At 45.6% G+C, this 25,115-nt stretch carries 24 protein-coding genes; 16 read left to right on the top strand and 8 right to left on the bottom strand.

Annotation, left to right across the window (positions count from 1 at the left end):
* Nucleotides 1–20: 20 nt before the first annotated feature.
* Both U5R06_06830 and U5R06_06825 read right to left on the bottom strand, forming a co-directional pair.
* Entirely contained in the window at nucleotides 21–1,016 is a 996-nt protein-coding gene (locus U5R06_06830) for a sugar phosphate isomerase/epimerase family protein (protein ID MDZ7722524.1), read from the bottom strand.
* 62 nt (nucleotides 1,017–1,078) lie between these two features.
* Nucleotides 1,079–1,873 (bottom strand): ThuA domain-containing protein, encoded by a 795-nt coding sequence (locus U5R06_06825; protein ID MDZ7722523.1) that lies wholly within the window; start codon nucleotides 1,871–1,873, stop codon nucleotides 1,079–1,081.
* Nucleotides 1,874–2,011: 138 nt separating this feature from the next.
* Here U5R06_06825 and U5R06_06820 point away from each other — a divergent pair, with 138 nt between their 5' ends.
* Entirely contained in the window at nucleotides 2,012–3,208 is a 1,197-nt protein-coding gene (locus U5R06_06820) for a DNA-binding transcriptional regulator (protein ID MDZ7722522.1), read from the top strand.
* Between the two features lie 140 nt (nucleotides 3,209–3,348).
* Here the strand turns inward: U5R06_06820 and U5R06_06815 are convergent, their stop codons facing one another.
* The 5 genes from U5R06_06815 to U5R06_06795 all read right to left on the bottom strand — a co-directional run bounded on the left by U5R06_06815 (nucleotide 3,349) and on the right by U5R06_06795 (nucleotide 11,555).
* Nucleotides 3,349–4,890: a DoxX family protein gene (locus tag U5R06_06815; GenBank protein ID MDZ7722521.1), complete on the bottom strand. Its 1,542-nt coding sequence runs from the start codon at nucleotides 4,888–4,890 to the stop codon at nucleotides 3,349–3,351.
* Between the two features lie 173 nt (nucleotides 4,891–5,063).
* Nucleotides 5,064–5,606: a FlgD immunoglobulin-like domain containing protein gene (locus U5R06_06810; GenBank protein MDZ7722520.1), complete on the bottom strand. Its 543-nt coding sequence runs from the start codon at nucleotides 5,604–5,606 to the stop codon at nucleotides 5,064–5,066.
* Nucleotides 5,545–8,112 carry a GEVED domain-containing protein gene (locus tag U5R06_06805; GenBank protein MDZ7722519.1) on the bottom strand — a complete coding sequence of 856 codons (2,568 nt, stop codon included), beginning with the start codon at nucleotides 8,110–8,112 and terminating at the stop codon, nucleotides 5,545–5,547. Before U5R06_06805 ends, U5R06_06810 begins: the two co-directional genes overlap by 62 nt.
* 101 nt (nucleotides 8,113–8,213) lie before the next feature.
* Nucleotides 8,214–9,716 (bottom strand): SdrD B-like domain-containing protein, encoded by a 1,503-nt coding sequence (locus tag U5R06_06800; GenBank protein ID MDZ7722518.1) that lies wholly within the window; start codon nucleotides 9,714–9,716, stop codon nucleotides 8,214–8,216.
* A 405-nt stretch (nucleotides 9,717–10,121) separates the two neighbouring features.
* Complete coding sequence (locus U5R06_06795; GenBank protein ID MDZ7722517.1) at nucleotides 10,122–11,555, bottom strand: T9SS type A sorting domain-containing protein; 1,434 nt, start codon at nucleotides 11,553–11,555, stop codon at nucleotides 10,122–10,124.
* 205 nt (nucleotides 11,556–11,760) lie between these two features.
* On the opposite strand from U5R06_06795, the gene polA reads away from it, so the two are divergent.
* The 15 genes from polA to U5R06_06720 all read left to right on the top strand — a co-directional run bounded on the left by polA (nucleotide 11,761) and on the right by U5R06_06720 (nucleotide 24,642).
* The gene (gene polA / locus U5R06_06790; GenBank protein MDZ7722516.1) at nucleotides 11,761–14,469 is read left to right on the top strand and encodes a DNA polymerase I; all 2,709 of its coding nucleotides are present in this window, start codon (nucleotides 11,761–11,763) and stop codon (nucleotides 14,467–14,469) included.
* Between the two features lie 17 nt (nucleotides 14,470–14,486).
* Complete coding sequence (locus U5R06_06785) at nucleotides 14,487–14,912, top strand: ATP-binding protein (GenBank protein MDZ7722515.1); 426 nt, start codon at nucleotides 14,487–14,489, stop codon at nucleotides 14,910–14,912.
* A complete protein-coding gene (locus U5R06_06780) occupies nucleotides 14,909–15,259 on the top strand; it encodes an STAS domain-containing protein (protein MDZ7722514.1) in 351 nt (116 codons plus the stop codon). The genes U5R06_06785 and U5R06_06780 overlap by 4 nt, the downstream gene beginning before the upstream one ends.
* Entirely contained in the window at nucleotides 15,256–16,050 is a 795-nt protein-coding gene (locus tag U5R06_06775) for an ABC transporter permease (protein ID MDZ7722513.1), read from the top strand. Before U5R06_06780 ends, U5R06_06775 begins: the two co-directional genes overlap by 4 nt.
* A 3-nt stretch (nucleotides 16,051–16,053) precedes the next feature.
* Entirely contained in the window at nucleotides 16,054–16,848 is a 795-nt protein-coding gene (locus tag U5R06_06770; GenBank protein ID MDZ7722512.1) for an ABC transporter ATP-binding protein, read from the top strand.
* 18 nt (nucleotides 16,849–16,866) lie between these two features.
* Nucleotides 16,867–17,766 (top strand): MlaD family protein, encoded by a 900-nt coding sequence (locus U5R06_06765; GenBank protein ID MDZ7722511.1) that lies wholly within the window; start codon nucleotides 16,867–16,869, stop codon nucleotides 17,764–17,766.
* The gene (locus U5R06_06760; GenBank protein ID MDZ7722510.1) at nucleotides 17,763–18,347 is read left to right on the top strand and encodes an ABC-type transport auxiliary lipoprotein family protein; all 585 of its coding nucleotides are present in this window, start codon (nucleotides 17,763–17,765) and stop codon (nucleotides 18,345–18,347) included. The genes U5R06_06765 and U5R06_06760 overlap by 4 nt, the downstream gene beginning before the upstream one ends.
* A 14-nt stretch (nucleotides 18,348–18,361) precedes the next feature.
* Nucleotides 18,362–18,967: a hypothetical protein gene (locus tag U5R06_06755; GenBank protein ID MDZ7722509.1), complete on the top strand. Its 606-nt coding sequence runs from the start codon at nucleotides 18,362–18,364 to the stop codon at nucleotides 18,965–18,967.
* A gap of 41 nt (nucleotides 18,968–19,008) precedes the next feature.
* A complete protein-coding gene (gene mutM / locus U5R06_06750; GenBank protein MDZ7722508.1) occupies nucleotides 19,009–19,830 on the top strand; it encodes a bifunctional DNA-formamidopyrimidine glycosylase/DNA-(apurinic or apyrimidinic site) lyase in 822 nt (273 codons plus the stop codon).
* A 17-nt stretch (nucleotides 19,831–19,847) separates the two neighbouring features.
* A complete protein-coding gene (locus U5R06_06745) occupies nucleotides 19,848–20,441 on the top strand; it encodes a hypothetical protein (GenBank protein ID MDZ7722507.1) in 594 nt (197 codons plus the stop codon).
* A 28-nt stretch (nucleotides 20,442–20,469) separates the two neighbouring features.
* Nucleotides 20,470–21,471 (top strand): YitT family protein, encoded by a 1,002-nt coding sequence (locus tag U5R06_06740; protein ID MDZ7722506.1) that lies wholly within the window; start codon nucleotides 20,470–20,472, stop codon nucleotides 21,469–21,471.
* A 193-nt stretch (nucleotides 21,472–21,664) separates the two neighbouring features.
* Nucleotides 21,665–21,949 carry a co-chaperone GroES gene (groES, locus tag U5R06_06735; protein MDZ7722505.1) on the top strand — a complete coding sequence of 95 codons (285 nt, stop codon included), beginning with the start codon at nucleotides 21,665–21,667 and terminating at the stop codon, nucleotides 21,947–21,949.
* 35 nt (nucleotides 21,950–21,984) lie between these two features.
* Complete coding sequence (groL, locus tag U5R06_06730; GenBank protein MDZ7722504.1) at nucleotides 21,985–23,631, top strand: chaperonin GroEL; 1,647 nt, start codon at nucleotides 21,985–21,987, stop codon at nucleotides 23,629–23,631.
* A gap of 100 nt (nucleotides 23,632–23,731) precedes the next feature.
* Nucleotides 23,732–24,181, top strand: a complete 450-nt coding sequence (gene arfB, locus U5R06_06725) for an alternative ribosome rescue aminoacyl-tRNA hydrolase ArfB (GenBank protein ID MDZ7722503.1) — start codon at nucleotides 23,732–23,734, stop codon at nucleotides 24,179–24,181.
* A complete protein-coding gene (locus U5R06_06720) occupies nucleotides 24,178–24,642 on the top strand; it encodes a QueT transporter family protein (GenBank protein ID MDZ7722502.1) in 465 nt (154 codons plus the stop codon). Before arfB ends, U5R06_06720 begins: the two co-directional genes overlap by 4 nt.
* Before the next feature lies 1 nt (nucleotide 24,643).
* Here U5R06_06720 and U5R06_06715 read toward each other — a convergent pair whose 3' ends face one another.
* Nucleotides 24,644–24,940 (bottom strand): hypothetical protein, encoded by a 297-nt coding sequence (locus tag U5R06_06715; protein MDZ7722501.1) that lies wholly within the window; start codon nucleotides 24,938–24,940, stop codon nucleotides 24,644–24,646.
* Between the last annotated feature and the right edge of the window lie 175 nt (nucleotides 24,941–25,115).

The raw sequence follows: 25,115 nt of genomic DNA, 5'->3' as shown, positions 1-25,115 counted from the left end.
TAACGTGAATAATTTATAAATCAAGATTCAAATGCGTCGTCAAATGCCGTGTCCGGGGGTGAAAAATCCTCTCTGCGGATTATTTCCAGTGCTTCCTGTGCTCCGTGTACGCGGTTCATACCGGAATCTTCCCATTCCACGGATAACGGTCCCTTGTAACCCACGCGATTTAATGCGCGAATGATCGGATCCCATTCGACATCACCATGTCCGGGAGAGACAAAATCCCATCCCCGTCGTGAATCGCCAAAGCTGAGATGTGAGGAGAGGATGCTGTTGCGGCCGGTCAGTTGTACCCGTGAATCCTTGATGTGAACATGGTAAATACGGTCATCAAAGCTGTCAATGAATTCGACCGGATCGACAAATTGATGAACAAGATGGCTGGGATCAAAATTAAAGCCAAACGCGGGATGGTTGTTCACCGCATGTAACGTGCGTTCGGCAGTGATGATATCATAAGCGATTTCCGTGGGATGAACTTCCAGAGCAAATTTTATTTTATTTTTTTTAAACGTGTCGAGAATCGGTGTCCAACGCTCTGCAAAATCACGATATCCGGCATCAATCTCGTCTGAAGAGGTCGGGGGAAAGAAATACAGCTTGTGCCAGATGCTGCTGCCTGTAAATCCATTGACGATATCGACACCGAATTGCTTTGCAGCTATTGCTGTATCCTGTATTTCAGCCGCTGCACGCTGTCGGACTCCTTCGGCATCGCCGTCTCCCCAAATCCGTTCCGGCAATATACCTTTATGACGTTCATCAACGGGATCACAGACGCATTGTCCGACAAGGTGATTGCTGATGGCAAAGCATTTTAGATCGTACTTGGCAAGCAGATCTTTCTTGTCCCGGATATATAAATCACTTTCCAGGGCGCGGGGGACCTCAAAATGATCGCCCCAGCATGCCAGTTCCAGCCCGTCATATCCCCATTGGCTGGCAAGTTTTGCAAGTTCTTTTAGCGGCAGGTCTGCCCACTGTCCGGTAAATAAAGTTACAGGTCTGGACATAGGTACTCCTTTCGATCGTTATAATTGTATTCAACAAAACACACGCCACAGTTTATTCTTGTCTAACCATAGACCGGGCTTTTCCAGGACTCGCGCGGATGATATTTACTTTCACCGGCCCACAGAATGCCACGTTTTAAAATGCTCAATGCCTCGGGCACATCAAAATCATGTGCTTTGTGTCCCAGAGAAGAATAAAAAATCCGCCCCTCACCGAAATATTTTTTCCACACCACCGGCATGACGCATCCGTCAATCCAGTCCGCATGTTCACCGGTAAAGGTCGTGGTGGCCAGGACTTTGACATTTGGGTCCACGTGCATATAATACTGTTCCGAATGCATGGCAAAGTCATTCAGAGCTTTTGTCACCGGATCTTTGTGATTGGTGATATTTACGGTATAATCAATCACACCACCGGGATGCGCAACCCATTGACCGCCGGTCATAAACTGATATTCCACATTTTGCCGAAAGGAATCACACAATCCGCCATGCCAGCCGGCCAGGCCGATTCCGCTTTTGACTGCTTTGAGAAGACCCTGCTCCTGTTCTTTGGAGATTTCACCCATGGTCCAAACCTGGACAATCAGATCCAGGGACTGCATATATTCTTGTTCGGTATAGACATCGAGTGAATCCGATATCCGCACCTCGGCGCCATTTTCCCGCGCCCAGGGAGCCAACAGATCAATGCATTTTTTGGGTTCGTGTCCGTCCCAACCGCCCCAGACCATGAGGACTTTTTTATTGTTGAGCGTAGGTTCCTGAACAGCAGCAGTTCCCGTACTCGCCTTTAATAACCCGGCAGCTGCAGCAGAAACGGCTGTTTTTTTTAAAAAATCTCTTCTTTTCATCTGAATTTTCCTTTTTTCGGTTGAAATGATGAAATTAAATCATTATATATAAAGATAAAAAAATAATATTGATGAACAATAAATTTTTGCGTCTGTTTTGTATAATATTGTACTGTCAGTAAATGAGGTCTTTGCAGGTTGAAGAATCAGCTTTCTGCCGGACGACCGCGGGTCGGTTTGCTAATTGAAACATCGAATGCTTACTCGCGCGGGGTACTGAAAGGAATAAACGCCTATATTCACAAGCATTTTCCATGGTCACTTTATCTCGGTGAATACAGCAGAGGACTGCCGGATGTTTCCTGGCTGCTCAATTGGAACGGAGAGGGGATTATTGCCAGAATTGACAGTCCGCAAACGGCTGCAATTTTGGAAAAAATAAATATTCCTATTGTCAATGTGAGCTCTGGATATGTGATGAAAAAAATTCCATTGATTGAAACGAATGACAAAAAGATTGCTGAACTGGCAGCGAACCACTTTATAGAGTTGGGGCTTGAGCAATTTGCCTATTGCGGTGTGAATTACAACTGGTCGGATTGGCGGAAAAATCATTTTCATTATTATCTGCAGGAAAAGGGATTCAAATGCCATATCTATCCCTATGATTCGGAACCTGAGATGAATTGGGATCAGGATCGGATACGCCTGACCGAGTGGCTCTATGATCTTCCTAAACCTGCAGGTGTATTTGCCGCTTTTGACTCGCGTGCCCAAAATATTATTCAGATTTGTCAAAATGAGAATATACTTGTACCGGAAAGCCTGGCGATCATTGGAGTGGATAATGATGATTTGATATGTGAGTTTTGTGATCCGCCTCTTACCAGTGTTATACCGGATTCTTTCCGCACCGGATTTTTAGCAGCCAGGTGTCTTGACCGGATGATGCAGGGTGATTATAATTTCAAAGAACGTCAGTTTATTGAACCGCTGGGGATACAAAAACGAAAATCTACGGATATCAAGGCGATCAATGATCCGGATATTTCCAGGGCTATGCATTATATTCACAAACACGCTTGTGAAGGACTGAATGTGCAGCAGCTGCTGTCGTTTTTACCCATGTCGCGACGGGTGTTTGAGAAACGGTTCAAACGTATGATCGGTCACTCTCCTTATGAAGAAATTTTACGGATCAAAATTGTGCGTGTGAGAGAACTGCTGATAGAAACAGATCTAACACAGGGAGATATTGCACAACGAGCGGGATTCAAATATGAAAGCTATATGAACCAAAGCTTCAAACGCGTCGTTGGGCAGCCGCCGGGTGTATATCGTCAGGAACACAAAGGCATGTCCGCCGGAAACAACAGCAACACCTCTCCGTGGTAACGATCAGCCTGACCCGTCATCAGCTTTGGTGATCCGTTGTGCACCTGTGATTTCATTGTTTTGCCGTGAAATGCGCCCAATGCTGCAGATGCGCTCTTTGCCTTGGAGAAATCACATCGTTTCATTGATATTTTTGCTTTTTAGACTGCTTTCCAGTCCCGTTTGCGATTGAGTTTGTCATCATTTAAGATATCCAGTGCAATATTGCAGTCATCCACCATTTGAAAATCATACATTCCGGCACAGACAAAATCAGCGCCGTTTTCAAATGCATAGCGGAACGCGTCCTGTGGATGAATCGCGCCGGCGGCCATGGTTTTGAATGCGATAACCGGTTCCGGTCGGCTTGCAATAAAATCGATGGTTCTCTGTGGATCAAAACAGTATTTGTTGTCATGCCAGGTTTCTGCTTTTGCCGACCAATAATTATGGTGATGCAGGGTCTTCATCCAATAGTCCGGGAGCAAACCGAGCTCAACGCATTTTTCAAGCGTTTCGACCCGATGAGCGCCAATCCCCAACTGCAGGCCGTTATCGTGTATTAAATTCATGGCTTTTTCCAGATGGTCATACAAACCGTGTTGAATATAATGATCAGCTGTCTCACCCTGAATATAGCAGGAAGTGGCGCCGTAATCAATAGCGCGCTGGATTCGAGCGATATAATCTTGAAACGGTATCGCATACACTCCCTTGTCGTAATTCAATCCCGCACAGTCTGAGATGAACTGGATTTTGCCGATATTGCGTTTCCAGTATTCATCGATCAGCGTGCATAAAATCGGATTGGTGAGCAGGGTGTTGATGCCGCATTTTTCCGCTGTTAACAGCGTGGCAAATATTTTATCCTTGTTGTGATAAGCTTTGACAAGCTGGGATACATAGATCAAATCGCGCGAATGCGCCCAGCCGGACAACAGGTTGCCGCCGAGAATCAAGCGGCTGAATTCGACATTGTTGATTGTTGCTTTCGGGATTTGCCCGTTCAGATGCGTCAAACCCGCCGGATTGAAGAGTTTGGTGCTGGCGCTGGTCATAGCATCAACCAGATTTTTGTCTTCCCAGCTTTGCCATTGTTTCTTACGCGCAAACGCCCAGGCAAAAACACCGGCAGCCGGGACACCGGTCAGGGCTTTAATGACCTGCCTGCGTCCAATATTGACCTGTTCTTCCGGGTGTTTGACATCGAGTTCTTTTTCCGCTTTGGTTGTTTTGGGTTTGCGCTTTAAAAAGAAATCCAGACCGAATACTTTGCCGGTGGGGAAATAAATCAGGATACCAAGGGCGAAAAATTCTACCAGATTTTTGTTGACCACCAGATAATTACCCTCCGCGGGAACACCGAATTCGAGACCGACAAACGGCGGATTGGCAATATAGTAAAGCGCCAGCAGCGCCATGCCGCAAAAGGCAGCGAATCGTTCGAATACACCGAATATCAATGCAGCGCCGATGAGAATTAATCCCCAGATATTCAGAAAATCAACAGCTGCTAATACTTCAGGAGTTTCCGCCATCCAGTGAAACACGGGTGCAAAAATCCAGTTGGAAACACTCAAATAGCTGGCAGCGGTCCAGTCGGTCTGCAGCAGTTTGACCAGCCCTTCGTATAAAAAATGCCAGCCGATTGTAAGGCGCAGCAGAACGAGTATGAGCGATTGGGAGAAAGTACGATTTTTCATAACAGTTCCTGATGTTTTGCATAGGCCTTAAAGGTTTAAGCTAAAATAACGAAATATTATCAAGCAAGCAAGAAGATTTTTCAGCAGTGATGGGGTGGGAGGTGATATGCAAAAAAACAGCAGACTGATCGCGTCAGCCTGCTGTTTCATTCTAATGATGATTTTGAATAATATTATTTCAGCAGTAAAAGTTTCTGCGAGGTTTTATAATCACCTGCCTTGAATATGGCAAAGTAAATTCCGCCTGGCAGCAATCGACCGCTGTTGTCACAGCCATCCCAGATGACGGTATGCCGTCCGGCAGGCTGTTGTCCGGATGCGAGTGTCCGGATTTCCTGACCCCTGAGATTGTATATTGTGAGTCGGACATTGGAGGCAGCCGGTATATCATAACTCAAACGGGTGCTTGGATTAAAAGGATTCGGGATATTGGGGTGCAGTTTGTATTCAGAAGGCATTCCCTTTGAATCGTCCACACCGCTAAATGATTTAATGTCGACCCAATAATCCTGTGTTTCACCGTCCGGCGCAAATCCACAGAACCACAGTCCCGGAAGGGTGCTGAAGCGGAGTCGCAAATAAGAATCACCGGGTTCTGTGTCATCCGGCAGGTCAAATGAGAGTTTCTCAGTGCCGGACGGCAGCCACAGGTCATCAATGACATGCGAAGGCGGATCGAACCAGTGTCCGGAATGAATGAATATCCAGCCAGACATTGACATAGCCGGCACTCGACAGATCCACTTGCATCTCTACGGTTTCACCCGGTACAAAATCCGTGAGAAAGCGCACGCCGTCGGCGTCATTGAGATGGTTGGCATCATCGCCCTTGGCATCGGATTGCGGTTGACCGTCGGATTCCGCATCGATCAACTCGCCGATTTGCACATTGGGTCCACCAGATGATGAGCGCCGTTGGCCATGCGGGTTGTGGCATAGCCGGGAATCCGGAGCGTCGCCGAAATCGAGATTCCACTCATATTCCGTTGTTCCCAGTTCAAATGCCAAATCCCAGCGAGGCGCCAGGGGTTCACCGGCCTCAAATACAAACTGACCGTCTTTGGATTCAATGGAATGGAACAGCACCGCATCATCATTGAAATAATGCATGCGCGTCTTCCATCCCCAGATATGTTCTTCCGGCGGCTCTTGTTCATATACAGCGGTCACGCACAGCCAGTAAACCGTTGAATCGCCTTCCTGATAGAACCAGGTATCCTTGGGAAGATTGATATGGTACCGGAAACAGGTTTCGGGTTCATCCATGCGATCCGGGAAAAAGTCGCAGCGTACCGGCAGTTCGTTCACAGCATCGCGAGGCATGAACAATTCCCAGATCCGTTCGCCCGGATGACTGAATTCGTTTTCTTCATCACGGGGCACATCCGTCCAGATGCTCAGATGGAACATATTCGGCGCCTGTTCGGGCGGCAGGTCTTGGCGCCAGTTGGTATACGAACCCCACCAGCGGATAGATGTGACCGGCTGGGGATTAAAGCAGAACCAGTCATCCGCGGCCATGCGCTCCATAAAGATAGACGGTTCATCCCAGCCGAAATAACAGGTGGTGTCTTCCCACAGGGGATCGAACAGCGGCGGCTGCGACCATTTTAATACGCCGTCTCCCGGTCCGGGTTCTTGTTGCATATTGCCGAAATTGGCCGCCTGTACTATCTGGCCCACAGCCACCGAGACGGTATGTGTACCCGGCGCCGGCGGATAGGTTTGAGTCCAGCCGTTCTGCAGTTGTTCTCCGACAACGTACGAACCATCCGCTAAATTGCTGAACTGGTAGCGGCCGCTGGCGTCAGTTGTTGTGGTCAGATCGCCGCTGTCATACACACCGTTGCTGTTCATGTCCAGCCAGATGGTCCAGTTGGGCAACGGTGGTTCCGGTGTCGGTGCCACATCCCATATACCATTGCCGTTCAGGTCGTTCCATTTGTAGCCGAACAGCATACTTCCTTGCGGAATCGAATCGCCTTCTGATTTGACAACAACCAGATGATCTTCCACTTCGCCGCTTTTCATGTATCCATATGAGGAAAATCCCGGACCTTCAGGTCTTGCGACACGAACTCGCGCAAATGTATTTCCAAGGACAGCATATGTCGGCACTTGCGCGATCATGCCAATGACGCAATACCCCTTACCTGAACCGCTTGCATTATAGCTAAATGTTAATACAGCTTCGCCGGGATCCTCCCAATCCTTATCCTGGTTCCAGTCTATCCATAAGAAAGCCATGACAGAATCATTAGCAGGATATGTGGTAACTAATACAAAATGCATCAACTGACCCGGTACAAAATCTGAAAATTGTTGAAATCCATCTTCATCATCTCCATCACTATCCTGATCGTCTCCAAGAGCCTGAGGATGTCTCTGCATCCCTGTTTCTGCATCCGGTGCTGCGGATCCACCAATATATGCGCCAGCAATGGTGTGAGAGGCAGCCGGATAGGGAGAAGGAGCATCCCCCCAATCGAGATTTTCCTGTTCCCCCTCAATTTCAACCATATAATCCTCAACTTCACCATCACCGCCGTAATCGTACCAGATGGGGACAAACTGCACGCCCTGCTCCTGACGTCCGATAAACAGTCTGAAACGCGCATAGGTCGGGCCGGGTATTGAATTGGCCGGTACGGTAAAATTAAAGGTGTGGGAAGTGACAGAAGACGCGGTCAGGGTCAAATATTGACTGCCGATGAGTTCGGTTTGCTGAAATGAATTATCGCGGTTGAAATCGATCCAGCCGACGACGTATCCGTAATCATCCACTGCGCCCCGGTTTTCAACATCAATTTTTGCCGTACCCGGTGATCCCGGCATGAACGGAGCGGTGATCAGCACACCGTCTTCATCATTTTGGTCTGCGTTATCGTCTCCGTCCGCGGCAATAGTGGGCAGGCCGTCCGGCTCTGCATCCGTCAGTGTACCGATTGAAATATCGTGATGGACGCTATGCGAAGCGCCGTTACTAATCATGCGGGTTCGGTAGCTATCCGGTGCATCGCCGAAATCCACGCCTTCCTGTTGTTCTTCATACAGGTTTTCAAAATACACCACAATGTCCTCACCGGAATCATAATCGAGTTTCGCCTGATTCAAGGACAAGTCAATACTGGAACCGTTGTCCGTATCACCGGTGATGAAAATACTGAACAAATTCCAGCCCATGGGCGGATATTCCTGAATGATATAGTCTCCAGGTGCCATTCCAACTGCGAGAACATGCTGTTTGCTCGGATCTTGCAGAGTAAACGGACCGAGATCGCTTCCAAAATGAAACGGTGTATCATCCGCCGGAGAGGCGATTTTTACGACTGTGATGGAACCGGATGTTCCAATTTCGACGGCATAGTCCTCAATTTCTCCATGCGCAATGCCATTCGGGGGAAAGGCCCCCAGTCACTATAGATGGCGCGCATGTAGGTTTTGCCGGTGAGAGCGGTTCCCGGCACCAGAAACGGGTACGTATACGTACCCGTGGTTACATGGTCATCGACAATTTTATCATAATTATCCCAGACGTTGTTCTGATCAAAATCGATCCAGATTTCGAGCCGCGGTTCATGTTCAGCCGTGCCGTAGACCGTGGCATCCAAACTGGCATGCTGACCGGGCAGTAACGCACTGGTCAGTACAATACCGTCTTCATCATCCGAATCCGCTTTGTCGTCGCCCTGCGCATCGCTGTCCGGCTGATGCGCCAGTTCAGAATCAATGCCGCTGCCCAGGTAAAAGGACTGATGCACGGTATAGTGGGCGAACGGGTCATAGGGGGTTGGCACATCACCGAAATCAAAAAACTCGCTGGATTCGCGTTGATAATTACCGAAATCAATGCCCGTAACGACTTGTCCTGCGTGTACATTTACATAATAGGCCGAGTCAGAGGTAACAGTCCAGCCGTTTTTAGATTTTTCATAGAGAAGGCACAATGTGCTATCATTTTCCGGTTTTACGGTAAATGAATATCCACCCGTACTGTCGGTTAATGTTGATTGATCGGGTGATGAAAAGGGATGTTCATCCAATACTATTTCCCATCCCGGTATACCCGGTTCTCCTAAATCACGCTGTCCGTTTTGATTGAGATCATTAAACTTGAAGCCTTTGATCACAGCTTTATCTTGTTGAAATTCCCTGATATTGACAGAAGCGGAATCAGCATCACTCGAATTGTGGCTGTCGTAAACACGTAAATAAATGGTGCCGGAGAATAGAGAATTCCAGGTATACTGCGGTTTAGCTCCTGTGGCATCATCATACTGTCCGTCCCCGTCCAGATCCCATTGGTACTGAGTAATGGAATCGCCGACATCCGGATCCCAGGAGCCGCTGCCGTCCAGAGTCATCGAAACACCCGTGTAGCCGTTGTACGGACCGTCCGCTTCCGCCACAGGCGGATTGTTGTCCGGCTGATCTTTGGCATCCCAGAATTTGTTGCCGGTCAAGGTTTTCCCGGATAACGGATACATGTACTCGATCAGATCGGCTGTTTTTACGGCGCCGCCAACGCTGGTTGCGCCATTGGAAGAATAACCGCCGGGATTGATTTCTTTGATGGAATAAAACTCCCAGGAGCCTTCTGCTTCAAGACCGTACCACCCCTCTGAATTGGTTGTGGTTACATCAACTCTTTGATCCAGAGTTCCCTGATTGTTTGAACCCCAGAGTTCCACCGTAACCCCGTTCAGCGGATTGGCTGTCGGAGGTTCGGTCCCGGTTGCGCCCTCATAGACGCGGCCGGATAGTGTCTGGGAATGAACAGGACATAGCATCCCAGCACACAGCAACAACAGAATCAGAGTTTTCATTGCACTCCCCTCGCTGTTTAGTAAATAATGAATTTAAAAATATTATAAAGCCAAACGTTTGATGTCGCAAGTCCAATGACTCTTGTATTCTTATTTTATAAAAAGTAAGGCTGATATTGCAAAGGCAAACCGAATCTTTATTATTCCTATGGACAAAAAGTGATTCGGGTTCAGAAAAGGTTATATCTTTGTATGATTTTCAGAGTTCTTTGTCTAGGTGGGTGTATTCAGAGTCATGGTGGTTCCGGGTAGTGCCAATTTTCAACACAAGCATCAGAATGCGTTGTAGCGTTCGACGATGAATGGAATTTGCGTCTGAAAGCTAACGGTTCCGGATTGACTGTACATTTATTTAGTCATTATTTGTCAAATATGCAAGAAAAATGTGCTAAAATAATATAATATTCACTTTATCATCAACATTTTTTTAGAGTCGACTCTGTGATCCGTTTTTAGAATGTAATAATACGATCCGGAGGGCAGTGCGCTACCGTCAAAAATAACCTGGTGCGATCCTGTTGATTGCATTGAATCAACAAGCTTGTCGATCTGCTCTCCAATTGCATTGTAAACAATGAGCTGAACGTGGGAGGGATGCGAAAGCTCATATTCGATGCAGGTTACGGGGTTAAAGGGATTGGGATAATTCTGCATCAGTCTGAAATTCAAAGGCTGATTTCGGTGGTGCACCGGGGAGACAGAGGAATAGTATGCAGACAACTCACTGCAAGTGAATGAAAAATTGTGATAGGCATCCTCAAATTCGCAGGCAGCGGATCCTGATACCCATTCATAGCCGTTCCAGCCTCTGGATTCAAATAGTATCATATTTCCGGACTCGTCGTATTCATAGGTCATCATCCAGTAATCTTCCCAGCGTTGGTAGAGCGCGTTCCAGGATTGCCAGAGTCCATGCAGACGGTTGCCGTTATCATCGTATTCATAATGTACCTGCTGATCATTACGCCAATCTTGTTCATCCTCTATCCACTGTTTGTAAATTGCGTAAATTAATTGCCGGGCATTGTCATAATGGTTGGTTTGCTGCCAATTGTTGATCCATTTTCCTGAAAGGCTGTCAAGCCGATCTGCCCGGTAGTGTATTAATTTCCCTTGTGAATAGGTGTAAAATTCCCGCATTTCGTTCACCCATGTTTCGCTTTGACCGTCCCAGGTTTGCAAAAGCCCCGTGGCTTGCCGGCCTTTATCGGTATAAGTGAATGAGTAACTGCGATTATTTTTCCAGCTTCCGGAAAGGCTGTCCCAGGACTGCAGTGTTGTGCTTTGTATATTTCCGTCTTTATCCCAAGCGAAATGAACCTGTTCCGTTTTTTCCCAGCTTTGTTCCTCGCTATTCCACATTTCCTGTAGCTGTGTTGTGAGCTTGTCATCGCTGAATGCGCGTGTATTGCGGGTATCTTGAACCCACTTTGCACCTTGATTGTCCCAGAGTTGCTCCAAAGTCTCGATTCGGTTTCCCCGGGCATCATACCTATAAAGAGTCCGATACAGGTCACTCCAAATGTCCGAATCATAATCCCAGGTCTGGTATAACGTAGAGGTCCAATTGTGATCACTGTTCATGGCTCCGGTGTATTTGTAATAATAGCCCTGTCGTACGAAAATGATGCTGTCAATGACACTTTTATTTGATGTGGCTGGAAAGACTAACTGACTGACCGGAGACGCAGCTTTTTCGGATAAATGAATCACAGGAGCTGAAAACTTTGAATCCCGGTTATTTAAAGGAAGGCTTTTTGCAGCGGAATGAATGCCGCCATACAGGCCATGGGTCGTGATAAACAAAATCAAGATAGTGATGCCGGACGAAAACTTCATAAAGGACCTCTATTTGTAAAAGCAATACCTGCTACGAGTTGCCGGAGAGAAAAGGACGGACTATATCCTCTTCTCAAGAGAATATAATGGATTTTATGTACAGAGGCAAATATAAAGATTTACTGTATGGGAATTTTCCGTTGCAAAACATACATTTAACCCTTACATTAGAGTTTGTAAAGAGAATACAATATACGGAATGTTTATGAATATAAAGCCTCGTTTGTTTTTAATCGACGGAATGGCGCTGGCTTATCGGGTCTACTATGCCTTTGCGCGCAATCCTCTGACAAATTCACGCGGAGAAAATATCAGTGTTGTTTACGGATTTTCAAATACGTTATTTAATCTTTTAAAAGATGAAAATCCGGAATACCTGGCCGTTGTTTTTGATACATCTGAACCTACTTTTCGACATAAACTTTATGAAGAATACAAATCCAATCGAGAAGAGATGCCGCAGGATATGTCGGATCAGCTGCCGAGAATCACAGAACTGTTAAAAGCGCTTGATATTCCCATTGTGTTAAAGGATGGATTCGAGGCTGATGATGTCATCGGTACTCTGGCCAAACAGGCGGTGGAAAAAAATCTACAGAGCGTGATTGTCTCCGGCGACAAAGATTTGCTTCAGCTGGTTGATGATTCGATTGTGGTTCTTGATCCCGGCCGGGCCGGCAGCAAACCCCAATGGCTTGATGCGGATGGTGTAAAAGAAAAAATGGGGGTCCCGCCTGAAAAGATTAAAGATTTTTTGGCCTTGACAGGTGATACCTCGGATAATATTCCCGGCGTAAAGGGGATTGGTCCGAAAACAGCGACACGGTTATTGACGGTCTATGATTCTCTTCAAGATATATTGGCTCATCTTGATTCGATGAAAGACAATCGCACCCGGACTAAAATTGAAAAAGATCAAGAGGAGGACAATCATCTACAATTGTCCGAACAGCTCACCACCATTGATCTAAATGTTCCGCTGAACCTATCTCCGCTTGACCTGAAACGCCCGGAAATTGATTCGGAAAAAGCGTTTAAATTTTTTCAAAGTATGCAGATTCATGGCATGATGAACCGTTTCGCGCCTGAAAAACAAAAAATTGAAACTGAATACAACTGTGTTTGCGATGACGAGACGTTTGATGGTTTTATCAAAGAACTTGCGCAGCAATCTCATTTTGCCTTTGATACCGAAACAACCAGCAGTGAACCGATGCGCGCTGAGCTGGTCGGCCTCTCTTTTTCCTGGAAAAGCGGACAGGCCTGGTATTTACCGGTCAAGGGGCCGGACATGCTGACGGAGGAAGAACAGCCTTTGGATATCAAGCTGGTGCTTGCCAAACTCAAGCCGATTTTAGAGGACGAATCGATAACAAAATGTGCGCATAATGCAAAATATGACATAATAGTGCTCTGGCACTCTGGCATCTATGTCCGGGGTCTGCTGTTTGATACGATGGTGGCCAATTATCTTTTGAACCCTTCAGTCCGTCAGCATAGTTTGGACGCCTTGAGTCTGCATTATTTCGATGTCAAGAAAATTCCTATCAAGACACTGATCGGTGCGGGGAAAAAAGAAAAAACCATGGATCAAATCCCGATTAAACAGGTCAGTGATTATGCAGGTGAAGACGCAGATATGACGTGGCGATTGTGGGAACTTTTGAAACCCAAGATGCAGGAAATGAACCTTGAACGCCTGATGACCGATATCGAAGTGCCTTTGATTTATGTTCTGGCAAAGATGGAATATAACGGCGTTTCTCTTGACCTGGATTATTTGAGAACCATGTCAAAGGAATTGCAGTCTGAACTGACATCGCTGGAAAAGCGGATTTACGAATTGGCAGGTATAGAGTTCAATATCAACTCGCCCAAGCAGCTGGGCAAGATTCTGTTTGAGGAACTCGAATTGCCCGTGGTCCGGCGCACCAAAACCGGTTATTCCACTGATGTTTCTGTTCTTGAAGAATTGGCAAAATCTCACGATCTGCCCAAGAGCATATTGGATTATCGTCAACTGGCAAAGCTGAAATCAACTTATGTGGATGCTCTGCCTAAATTAATTCATCCCAAAACCGGGAAAATACACACATCATTCAATCAGACGATTGCTGCGACAGGCAGGCTGTCGTCCAGTAATCCAAATTTACAAAATATCCCCATACGCACGTCAGTCGGGCGTAAAATTCGCAACGCCTTTATTCCGCTGGCCAAGGGACATGTTCTGATTGATGCAGATTACTCTCAGATCGAATTGCGTATTATGGCGCATCTTTCCGGTGATGAGACATTGATTGAAGCATTTAGAAACGACAAAGATGTGCACACACGTACTGCCGCTCTGATCTTTGATGTAGAAGAACAAGCTGTCAGTGCGGACCAGCGTCGCAAAGCAAAAGAGGTGAACTTTGGCATCATGTACGGCATGGGCGCCTACGGGTTGGCCAATCGATTGGATATATCGCCTGAACAAGCCAACGAGTTTATTAAATCCTATTTTGCAAATTATCCGGATGTACAGAGATTTATGGTTGATATTGTACACAAAGCCCGGGAAAACGGATTTGTTACGACTCTATATGATCGCCGTCGTTACGTGCCGGAGATCAAGAGTGATAACCGGCGTGTCCGGGATTTTGCCGAGCGAACGGCAATCAATACACCGATTCAGGGAAGCGCAGCGGATTTAATCAAAATAGCAATGATTCGCATTCAAAAAAGGCTTGAAGCGGAACAACTGCAGACTCTGATGATCATTCAAGTTCATGACGAGTTGTTATTCGATTGTCCTGAATCGGAATTAAAAGATATTGAACCGCTGATACGCCAGGAAATGGAAGACGCTATTTCTCTCAATGTCCCGATTCGTGTTGACATTGGAGCAGGAGCAAGCTGGCTTGAAGCACACTGAACACCGGGTTTGCTGATATGGCTATGAAGAAACATGTGGAAATTCAATTCGCAAGTGACCCGGCTTTGCTCTGTATCGTCAGAGCAGCGGTCGGACAAATGTGTCATGTGGCCGGATTCAACAAACGGACTTGCAGCAAGATTGTTTTGGCGCTTGATGAAGCCTGTTCGAATATAATACGCCATGCCTATCATCAGGAAACAAATCACACGATACGGCTTGTTTCGGGAATTGATGACGAAAAAATAGAGTTTACGCTATTGGATACGGGAACTCCGATTGATGTTGCTAAAATAAAATCAAGGCAACTCGACGAAATTCGTCCCGGCGGCCTGGGTGTTTACCTGATTAAATCGGTTATGGATTTTACAGAATGGTCTTTTGCGGAGAAATCCGGTAACAAGTTATACATGTACAAAATAATACCACGAGGAAATAATTGAATTTAAAGATCAACGAACATGTCGATACCGCGTTTGCTTATTATGAGATCAGTGGAGAAGTTGATATGTACTCTTCACCCCTGGTCCGTAAAGCTATTATGAACGCGGCAAACAAACAGGTACAATTGATTTTGGTAAATCTGGACAATGTGAATTATATGGACAGTTCAGGGGTTGCGACGCTGATCGAAGGACTGCAGTACAGCAAAAAGTATGGCGGAAAAATTGTGCTTGCCGGTCTTCAGGAAAGTGTGCGCCAGGTTTTCGAACTCACAAAACTGGATAAAATTTTCACAATTTATAATGACATCAACACAGCAAAAAAAGAACTGGATCTGCCGTTATGAAACAGCAGGCAGGCAATACCGGACGTCGTGCTGTTTTGTTTTTGGTCTATGTGGCAAGAATTTTCAGACAAAGCGGACGGACCCTCTCGTGGATTTTTACCGGACCATGGCGGGGTAAAAAAATTCGCTGGGCATTTACCAGTACACAGGTGGTCCGAATGGGGGTGGAATCAATACCGATCGTTTCTATTATTGCATTCAGTACCGGATTGATCATTGCCATGCAGGCTGCTTATCAGCTGGAACAATTCGGAGCGCTGATCTATGTGGCCGATCTTGTGGGGGTGGCAATGTGCCGTGAGCTGGGTCCGCTGATCACCGCTATTGTGGTTTCCGGCCGCAGCGGATCAGCGATTGCAGCAGAAATCGGCACCATGAAAGTCTCCGAAGAGATTGACGCATTGCAGACAATGGCGCTGAATCCTGTCGGATTCCTGGTCGTGCCGCGCACTCTGGCCATGATGCTTGTGCTTCCCTGTTTGACGGTGGTTGCCGATTTTGTCGGGATTGCAGGCGGTTTTGTCCTGGGTGTTGCCAATCTTCAATTGACATTTGTTGCCTATTTTAATGAAACCATCAATGCTATTGTGGCAAAAGATTTTATTACCGGATTGATAAAAAGTTTCTTTTTCGCCATTATCATTGCACAGGTTGGAGCTTTTCAGGGATTTCAGGTCAAAGGCGGAGCAGAGGGGGTTGGAAAATCTACAACGGCCTCCGTGGTGACGTCAATTTTCCTGGTCGTACTTGCTGACCTTTTATTCACCATGTTGTTTTACTCTACGTTATAGATTATGGAAAAAAAAGAACCTATTATAGAAATACGCAATCTGCAGACGAGTTACGGCGGACATGTTATACTCAATGGTATCAACCTGAATATCTATCCGCACGAAACTCTGGTTATTCTCGGACGTTCCGGATGCGGCAAAAGTACGCTGCTCAGACATCTGATTGGATTGAATAAGCCGGATAAAGGCCATATCCGAATTAAAAATATCGATTTAAATGTAGCGAATGAAGCGCAGCAGGAAAAGCTGTTAAGGCGAATAGGTATGCTGTTTCAGAACGGCGCTTTGTTCAATTCGATGACCGTGGGTGAAAATGTTGCCCTTCCGCTGACCGAGCATACACCTCAGCAGTTCTCGACGATTCGAATTATCACACGTATGAAACTGGGCCTGGTGGGGTTGTCCGGATTTGAAAACTTTATGCCGGCGCAGTTGTCCGGGGGTATGAAAAAACGCGTTGCGTTGGCCCGCGCTATTGCAATGGATCCGGATATTTTGTTCTGTGATGAACCGTCTGCCGGTCTTGATCCGATCGTAGCGGCAGGTATTGATAATCTTGTCCTGAAACTCAAAAAAGCGCTGAAAATGACAATTGTCGTGGTAACCCATGAAATGGAATCCGTAAAGACGATTGCCGACCGCATTGCTCTGCTGCATGACGGGCAGATTCGCTTTTTAGGCAGTTATGAAGAAATGATTCATGATACTGATCCCTTTGTCAAGCAGTTTCTGCGGAGAGAGCCGGATCAAGAACAGCTGGATCCGGATGACTATTTAAATGAATTGGTAAGAGACTAAACAACAGGATCTATTGTTTTGGAATATCAAAAAAATGAAATCAAAGCCGGACTGTTTATATTGGCGAGTCTGGTGCTCTTGTTTGCATTCTTGTTTATCATTATGGGCGCCGGGAACTGGGGGAATAAAAAAGTCTACCGTACCCGTTTCGGATATGTGGGCGGAGTTGAGCCCGGCTCTGAAGTGCGTTTTGCAGGCATGCTGGTTGGACAGGTAAACAAGGTGCAGCTTGTCGGGAAGGAATACCCCGGTGCTGAAATAATCATTAAAGTTGAAGAGGGCACTCCTGTCCGTGAGGACAGCAAAGCCTTTTTAACCACAGTCGGGATCATGGGATCATTTTACGTCGAGATTACACCCGGTTCACCGGAATCTGATCTATTGGAACCCGGCTCTCTTATAGAGAGCGAACAGGTTACCTCTTATGCACAAATGGCCGGTGAAGCCTCACAGATGATCAATCAAATCTCAGGATTATCCGAGCGGCTGAGCAGTATGTTTACAGACGAGAATCGCGAACACTTGACCGCCACCCTGAGATCCGCCCGTAATATCGCAGAAATGACAGAAAAGGATTTAAAAGAAACACTGTCCGCTGTTCAAAGTTTATCATCGCATACAGAGCAAGTTTTGATCGATCTGGATACCATCCTTGTCAGTAAGGACTCTGCTGTGACTGAAAGTGTCAGTCGACTGAATAAGCTGCTTGCACAAAGCGGGGAAACCGTAACCCACGTTAATGAGTTGTTAACGGATCTGGATTACGGTCTCAGTGCAAATGAAGTGAATATGAAACAGATACTGGATAATCTGAATTCAATGACACGGAATCTGAACGAGTTCAGTCAAACTCTGAAAGAAAAACCCTGGAGTGCGATACGAAAAGACTATCCGCCAAAACGAAAGGCTGTACAATGAAAAACGTATTCCCTGTATTGTTGTTACTGATATTTCTTATGATGGCCTGCGGGCATGCCCCAAATATGCAATATTATCGATTTCAGGAGTGGGGACCATTGGATTATGATCCTGCTTTTAGCAAAACATTGATTGTAAAACCCTTTAATGCACATCCTCTGCTCACGCAGCAGAAAATGCTCTATTCTCTGGAACCTTTTAAATTAGACTATGATCATTATAATCAATGGGCATTGCCCCCTGCTGTAATGCTGACTGATATGACTGTCAATTTCTTTAGAAATTCCGGATTATTTCAGGATGTTCAAACGGTTGCAGCAGGCGGAGGGGATGCGATCATACTAACCGGTGTCCTGGAACATTTTGAAGACCGCAGGCGTATGGATGAAAGATATGCCCTGGTCACGCTGCGTTTCGAGTTGTACGAAATGCAGGGTGCAAAACCCTTTTGGAGCAAAACAATCAAACATCGTACTGATATTTCAGGGTCTGATACCGAGCATATTATCAAGGCGTTGCAAAAAGCTTATCGGGAAAGCGTTCGGCAGCTCGCTCATGATATGATTGATGTGATACCATAAGATGGAGTATGGCAATGTTTCAAGCATCTCAAAATCAAAAAGACAGTCGTAATTCCCTGGGAAAATCGATAAAAACCTGGGTGTATACCCCGAAAACCTCAAACCGATTTCTGTTTTATTTGATTGGTCTTTTATTACTGGCTGTGGTGTTTGTGATCCGATACGGTGAAGACTATTTACCGATGATCAAAAAAATTCCCTCTATCGTTTTATATGCGATTCCTCTGGTGATTGGTCCGGCTGTAAATTACTTTAGAACACGCGGTAAAGCTCAAGAGTGGACTCTTTACGAGCATGGGTATATCATGAAATTTATAAAGAACAACGAGTATACGGGTGAGCAAATCAGTGGGTATTGGAAGGATTTTTCACGTTGCAACTATGACGAAAAAGGAGTTAAACTGATATCATCAGGTCCAGGCCGTAAAAATTTACGCGTAAAAGCCGAGCGCAATGTCATGGAGATATTCAGTATCTGCCGTGAGCGCATTGGTATAGCAGAAGCTGAACGTTTGTCCCATTCTTCCAAAGCACCGGGAGCGCCTGATACGCCGGAACAACGCAGGGTAGCAAAAATGGAACAACGTCATCGTCATGCTCACAAACGGGACTGGAGCTAAGATGATATTTTTACTGACTCTGAAAATTAATCGATTCTGATATGCCTGAATTGCCGGAAATTGAAACGATCAAAGCAACAATGCAGTTTTTGGTCGCTGACCGAATTACTCAGTTCTCCGTTCTAAACCAGAATTTGCGCTGGACTGTACCGATACGCAAGTTGAACCAACATATTTGCGGCGCAAACATAGACCGTGTTTGGCGGCGCTCAAAATATTTGATTTGGGATATGGATAGCGGCTATTCTCTGTTTATCCATCTGGGTATGAGCGGACGACTGGGCAGATTCCGTCCGGATTACCCGCTGGAAGCTCATTCTCATGTCGTCTTTCATTTAGAGTCCGGCTGGCAAATCCGTTATCGGGATCCAAGACGGTTCGGCTTTCTGGATGTCGCGTACACTCAGAATCTTGAACAGCATCCCCGGTTTAATAAACTGGGTGTTGAACCCCTGTCTGTTGATTTTTCGCCCCATTTTTTAAAATCAACCGCTCAGCGATCAAGGCGGTCTATTAAAACTCTGATTATGGATTCCAATATTGTCGTCGGTATTGGAAATATCTATGCCAATGAAGCGCTTTTTCGGGCCAAAGTCAGACCGGAAAGAGCATCGAATAGACTTACAGATTCTGAGATAACTGAAATTGTCAGTGCCATCAAAGATATCCTGGGTGAGGCTATTCAGCGCGGAGGAACAACACTTCGAGATTATAGAAACGCACAGGGTGAACCCGGTTTTTTTCAACAGGACCTTGCTGTTTATGCCAAAAGTGGGGTGCCGTGTAAGATTTGCAAACAAGCTATAAAGCAGATCCGATTATCCGGGCGCAGTACGTTTTATTGTGAAACGTGTCAATTATAGGAACAAGGAGAATGTCCATGAAGCAACTCATATTTTTAATACTGATATTTATGATTCCGCATGGTTTCGCAACATCCCCGGGTACGTCTAATGTTTCCGCGCGTATCACGGATTTTGGCGAAGAATTCGGGTATGGTATTATGTTTTCTCCAACACAAATGTTTCTTGTTAATGTGAATGGTCATTTTAGTCACAGCACTTCTTCGATAGAATATCCGTCAACTCAACAGGATGGACCGGATACGACACACTATGCCATTCATGTTTTTCCCGAATTGCGGTTTTATAATCGTCCGAAAAGCAAAATCAGTCCGTTTTTTGGCGTCTTTACACATTTCGGTTATGGCGGAGGAGTACGTGAACTGCCGGACAATCAGGATGCCGGACTCGCACAATCACAACTGACGATTGGCGCCGGATTTTCAACCGGCGCCGAAGTTTTCTTGAGTCGTTATTTAAGTCTTGCGGTTTCCGCGCGCTGGCTGCATTATACATTTGAAAATGCATCTCAGATTCATGATACCGGATCTATGGAAATTACCACCAAACATATAAGCCATAACCTGGATTTGAAATTCAATCCCGCTGTTTATTTGCGATTGCATTTTTAATGGATAAGGCATATTATTTGAGGAATTTGTGAAGACATCAAACATTTTTAAAAAGATAACGGTTCTATTCGGAATCAAAATTGAAAAGATCATTAGTGCACTTGGGTTGCGTGAGAAGGGGATATGGCGCGATTATTTTTTCATTTTACTCGGTTCGGCTGTTATGGGATTCGGAATAGGTGTGTTTCTGGTCAATGCCAAGGTTGTTCCCGGTGGTGTAACCGGACTTTCAATGACTGTTCATTATTTGACCAATGAAAGTGTGCCGGTGGGTTTGATGATGTGGGTGTTTAATATTCCTTTGTTCGTTTGGGGTATTGCCGAACTGGGTAAACGTTTCGGGACCCGGACATTCTTTGGGTTCACGATTAGCTCGTTTTTTGTTGACTTTTTTCGGGGAGATATACCGGGATTTGAGTTTCTGCATTTGCACGACCGTGAAAGCGTGTTGAATCTGATACAGAATGATTTTTTGATGGCCGTCTTAACCGGCGGTGTGCTGGTCGGTTTGGGGCTTGGTATTATTTTCAAATTTAAAGGCACTACGGCAGGAACTGATGTGGTTGCGGCTGTGGCGAAAAAACGCTGGGGCATTAAACCCGGACAATGTTTTATGGTTGTCGATTTTCTGGTGATTGCAGTGGCCGGGCTGGTTATTTATTTTAAGGATCTGTCTCAGGAAAGACCGGCTCTTACATTGTCTCTGTATGCGGTGTTTATATTGTTTGTATCCGCCCGAATTATTGATGTCATCATTGACGGATTTGATTACGCAAGATCGGCAACGATCATTTCGTCGAAAACTGATCAAATTGCTGATATTATTACCACGCAAATGGAACGCGGAGGTACCGTAATCCGTGGAAGAGGACTATATACCAATCAGGATCGAGATATGTTTTACACCGTCCTCAGTCGACGTGAAATCGGCAAGCTTGTTGAACGTGTCAAAGCAGTGGATCCGGATGCATTTGTCATTGTCGAAAATGTGCATGAAGTGTTAGGGGAAGGATTCAGACCGAGAATATGACGTATCGGTATGGCAGAAAAACAGCAGAAGGTCTGTCGATATGGCGCACTATCATAAAATATCTGCCTTTATCTGCTAAAAAATAAAAAAATTCTTGCATTTCCAAAAAAAAGGATTATATTTACAGTGTTAATTGTTAGCACTCGGTAGTGGTGAGTGCTAAAAAAAGGAATCAAATTTTTAGGAGGAGTATATGAACATCAAACCTTTGGCAGACAGAGTTGTTGTCAAACCGCTTGAGGAGGAAGACACAACAGCAGGTAATATTATTATTCCGGATACCGCCAAAGAACGTCCCCAGCACGGTGAAGTGATGGCGGTTGGGCCTGGAAAAGCCTCGGACAGCGGAACTACAGTAGAAATGAGCGTAAAAAAGGGCGACAAGGTTTTATTTGGCAAATATTCAGGTACGGAAATCACAATCGACGGCGAAGATTATCTGATCATGCGAGAAAGCGATATCTTGGCGGTTGTCTAATTTTATAATTGAAATAAAAATGGAGGTTTTTTAATATGCCTAAACTGATTGATTTTGATGTTGATGCCAGAACATCGCTTAAACGCGGTGTGGATCAACTGTCAAATGCGGTCAAAGCCACACTGGGTCCCAAGGGACGGAATGTGGTTATTGATAAGAAATTTGGTGCACCGACTGTTACCAAAGATGGTGTAACCGTAGCAAAAGAGATTGAACTGGAAAATCCGGTGGAAAATATGGGCGCACAGATGGTTAAAGAAGTCGCTTCCAAAACCAGTGATATTGCGGGTGACGGTACAACCACTGCGACTGTTTTGGCTCAGGGTATTGTGCGTGAGGGAATAAAGAATGTAACTGCCGGTTCCAACCCCATGGACATCAAGCGAGGCATCGAAGCGGGTGTCAAGGCTATTGTTGAGGAACTGAAGAACATCAGTAAACCGCTTCCCGGTAAAAAGGAAATTGCCCAGGTCGGTATGATTTCGGCTAATAACGATGCTGAAATCGGAAGTCTGATCGCTGACGCAATGGAAAAAGTCGGTAAAGACGGCGTTATCACGGTTGAAGAAGCCAAAACTACGGAAACCAGCCTGGAAGTGGTTGAAGGTATGCAATTTGATCGTGGTTACCTGTCACCGTATTTTGTTACGGATTCCGAAACCATGGAAGCTTCTCTGGATGAGCCGTTGATTCTGATCCATGACAAAAAGATCAGCGCCATGAAAGATCTGCTTCCGGTTCTGGAAAAAGTATCACAAATGGGCAAACCGTTACTCATCATTGCCGAAGATGTAGATGGTGAAGCTCTTGCAACTCTGGTTGTCAACAAATTGCGTGGTACTCTCAAGGTTGCTGCTGTTAAAGCACCGGGATTCGGAGATCGCCGGAAAGCCATGTTGGAAGATATTGCTATTCTGACCAACGGTCGTGTCATTTCTGAAGAAGCCGGTTTCAAGCTGGAGAATGCAACGGTCTCTGATCTTGGTCAGGCCAAACGCGTATCCATTGACAAAGACAATACCACCATAGTTGAAGGATCAGGCAAATCTGAAGATATCCAGAATAGAATCGCCCAGATCAAAAAGCAAATTGAAACCTCAACCTCTGATTATGACAAAGAAAAACTGCAGGAACGTCTTGCAAAACTGGCTGGCGGTGTGGCTGTGCTTAACGTTGGCGCGTCTACTGAGGTAGAAATGAAAGAGAAAAAAGCCCGTGTCGAAGATGCTCTGCATGCTACACGCGCTGCTGTTGAAGAGGGCATTGTGCCCGGTGGTGGCGTTGCCTATATCCGCACTCTGAAAGCTTTGGACAAGTTAAAAGTCGAGGGCGATCAAGTGATTGGTATTGATATTTTGAAACGCATTTTGGAAGAGCCGGTTCGCCAGATTGCTGAAAATGCAGGCTGGGAAGGTTCTATTGTTATACAGAAAATCAAAGAAAAAGATGGCGCTTACGGATTTAACGCTGGAACTGAAAAATTCGAAGATTTGATGGAAGCCGGTGTTATCGATCCGACCAAAGTGTCCAGAATCGCCCTTGAAAACGCTTCAAGTGTCGCAGCTCTGTTGCTCACAACCGCGTGCACGATCGTCGACAAGCCTGAAGAGAAATCTGATGATGGTGGCGGTATGCCTCCTGGCGGTATGGGCGGCATGGGTGGTATGGGCGGCATGATGTAAGCTGCTTAACCAACCGAATTAAAAGCCCTGTCCTATGGACGGGGCTTTTTTTATACGTAATCCACAAATTTTGCCTGTATTATTGATTTTCAAAGGGGAATTGCTTAACTTTTCAAGTATGATACACATCAACTCTAATACAGCGATACCGGAAAATGAGCTGAATTTTACCGCGTCAACCAGCAGCGGTCCGGGCGGACAGCACGTAAATCGTACAAATACCAAAGTCACTTTGCTGTTTGATCTGGAAAACTCCCAAAGCTTGACTCGTCAGCAGAAAGATAAAATACATCGATCGCTTGCCAATCGTATTAATAATGACGGAATGTTGTCAATATCCAGTCAGGAATACAAAAGTCAGTATTCGAATAAAAAAAATGCATTGGAAAAGTTTGAATATCTTTTGCGGCAAGTGCTAAAGCCTCATAAAAAAAGAAAACATACACGGGTACCGCGATCAGAGAAACGCAAACGGCTGCAAAATAAAAAACATCGTGGTGAAAAGAAAAAGTTGCGGCATGTTGATTGGAAAAATATGAGGGATGTATGATTAAATTGAAAACACAGGATATTACAATGGCGGCTATGATCGGTGGATTGTATGCTGCGTTGACAATTCTTCTTGCGCCCTGGAGTTATGGTCCGGTACAGGTTCGACTTGCAGAGTCGTTAACCGTACTGCCAATTATTTTACCCCAGGCCATACCGGGCTTATTTGCCGGATGCATGTTAGCCAATATTTATGGAGGATATGGACCGCTGGATATTTTCGGAGGAAGTGCGATCACGCTCATTGCCGGTCTGGCGACGTATTATTTGAGACGATATAACAGAGTCTGGCTGGCCCCGATTCCTCCTATCTTGTTCAATGCGTTCGGAATCGGTTATATTCTGTATCTTGTTGCAGATGTACCGTATTGGCTGACAGCGCTGCAGGTGGGAGCAGGACAAATAATCGCCTGTGCCGGCATCGGTATTCCTTTACTCTTGCTTTTGAAAAAACGTTTCTGATTCAATTCGCTTGATTCATACTTTTGGTGATTGCCTGAACAAATTGATGATCACTGATACCGATGATGGATACCTGTTCTCTGCCAACAAGTTTACCCAGGTCTGAACGGGTCGAATAATAATGTGTGGAAACACCCGGCGAAAACTCTAACAAGCGCTCAGATGCATCTTTGGCAAGAATGATCAAGTATAGCTTGTTTTTAGAACGTAATTTCTCACAAGCTGACCTGCCGATCGCTGCTTTTCCTGCCTTGACGGCAAACTGGATAAGAGTGCCGGTTTTATCTTTGTCGGGCATTAAAGCCTATTTGTGTTTAAAATGTTTGTTGTAAACTCGTTGAATTGGAGAGTTACACTTTTTAGCAGAATCAACGGAGGGCTGGGCTGAAACAAAGTTACCCGATTGGGTAGAAGTTCTGCTGTCCAGATAAGTATTACCAACGGTTAACAAGTTTACCAAAGCCAACGGAATA

The organism is candidate division KSB1 bacterium (assembly GCA_034521575.1).
In the GTDB taxonomy this organism is placed as follows: Bacteria; Zhuqueibacterota; Zhuqueibacteria; order Residuimicrobiales; family Krinioviventaceae; genus JAXHMJ01.
Note: the sequence above shows the minus strand (reverse complement) of the source record. Positions and strands in the feature narration are given on the sequence as shown.

Excerpts from the sequence above, each read along its gene's own strand:
- U5R06_06775 (MDZ7722513.1), top strand. The coding sequence starts at position 15,256 with ATGAAACAGCAGGCAGGCAATACCGGACGTCGTGCTGTTTTGTTTTTG.
- U5R06_06830 (MDZ7722524.1), bottom strand. The coding sequence starts at position 1,016 with ATGTCCAGACCTGTAACTTTATTTACCGGACAGTGGGCAGACCTGCCG.
- U5R06_06770 (MDZ7722512.1), top strand. The coding sequence starts at position 16,054 with ATGGAAAAAAAAGAACCTATTATAGAAATACGCAATCTGCAGACGAGT.
- polA (MDZ7722516.1), top strand. The coding sequence starts at position 11,761 with ATGAATATAAAGCCTCGTTTGTTTTTAATCGACGGAATGGCGCTGGCT.
- U5R06_06760 (MDZ7722510.1), top strand. The coding sequence starts at position 17,763 with ATGAAAAACGTATTCCCTGTATTGTTGTTACTGATATTTCTTATGATG.
- U5R06_06805 (MDZ7722519.1), bottom strand. The coding sequence starts at position 8,112 with ATGGCACCTGGAGACTATATCATTCAGGAATATCCGCCCATGGGCTGG.
- U5R06_06800 (MDZ7722518.1), bottom strand. The coding sequence starts at position 9,716 with ATGAAAACTCTGATTCTGTTGTTGCTGTGTGCTGGGATGCTATGTCCT.
- U5R06_06815 (MDZ7722521.1), bottom strand. The coding sequence starts at position 4,890 with ATGAAAAATCGTACTTTCTCCCAATCGCTCATACTCGTTCTGCTGCGC.
- U5R06_06810 (MDZ7722520.1), bottom strand. The coding sequence starts at position 5,606 with ATGTCTGGCTGGATATTCATTCATTCCGGACACTGGTTCGATCCGCCT.
- groL (MDZ7722504.1), top strand. The coding sequence starts at position 21,985 with ATGCCTAAACTGATTGATTTTGATGTTGATGCCAGAACATCGCTTAAA.
- U5R06_06825 (MDZ7722523.1), bottom strand. The coding sequence starts at position 1,873 with ATGAAAAGAAGAGATTTTTTAAAAAAAACAGCCGTTTCTGCTGCAGCT.
- U5R06_06785 (MDZ7722515.1), top strand. The coding sequence starts at position 14,487 with ATGGCTATGAAGAAACATGTGGAAATTCAATTCGCAAGTGACCCGGCT.
- U5R06_06795 (MDZ7722517.1), bottom strand. The coding sequence starts at position 11,555 with ATGAAGTTTTCGTCCGGCATCACTATCTTGATTTTGTTTATCACGACC.
- U5R06_06745 (MDZ7722507.1), top strand. The coding sequence starts at position 19,848 with ATGAAGCAACTCATATTTTTAATACTGATATTTATGATTCCGCATGGT.
- groES (MDZ7722505.1), top strand. The coding sequence starts at position 21,665 with ATGAACATCAAACCTTTGGCAGACAGAGTTGTTGTCAAACCGCTTGAG.
- U5R06_06715 (MDZ7722501.1), bottom strand. The coding sequence starts at position 24,940 with ATGCCCGACAAAGATAAAACCGGCACTCTTATCCAGTTTGCCGTCAAG.
- U5R06_06720 (MDZ7722502.1), top strand. The coding sequence starts at position 24,178 with ATGATTAAATTGAAAACACAGGATATTACAATGGCGGCTATGATCGGT.
- U5R06_06755 (MDZ7722509.1), top strand. The coding sequence starts at position 18,362 with ATGTTTCAAGCATCTCAAAATCAAAAAGACAGTCGTAATTCCCTGGGA.
- mutM (MDZ7722508.1), top strand. The coding sequence starts at position 19,009 with ATGCCTGAATTGCCGGAAATTGAAACGATCAAAGCAACAATGCAGTTT.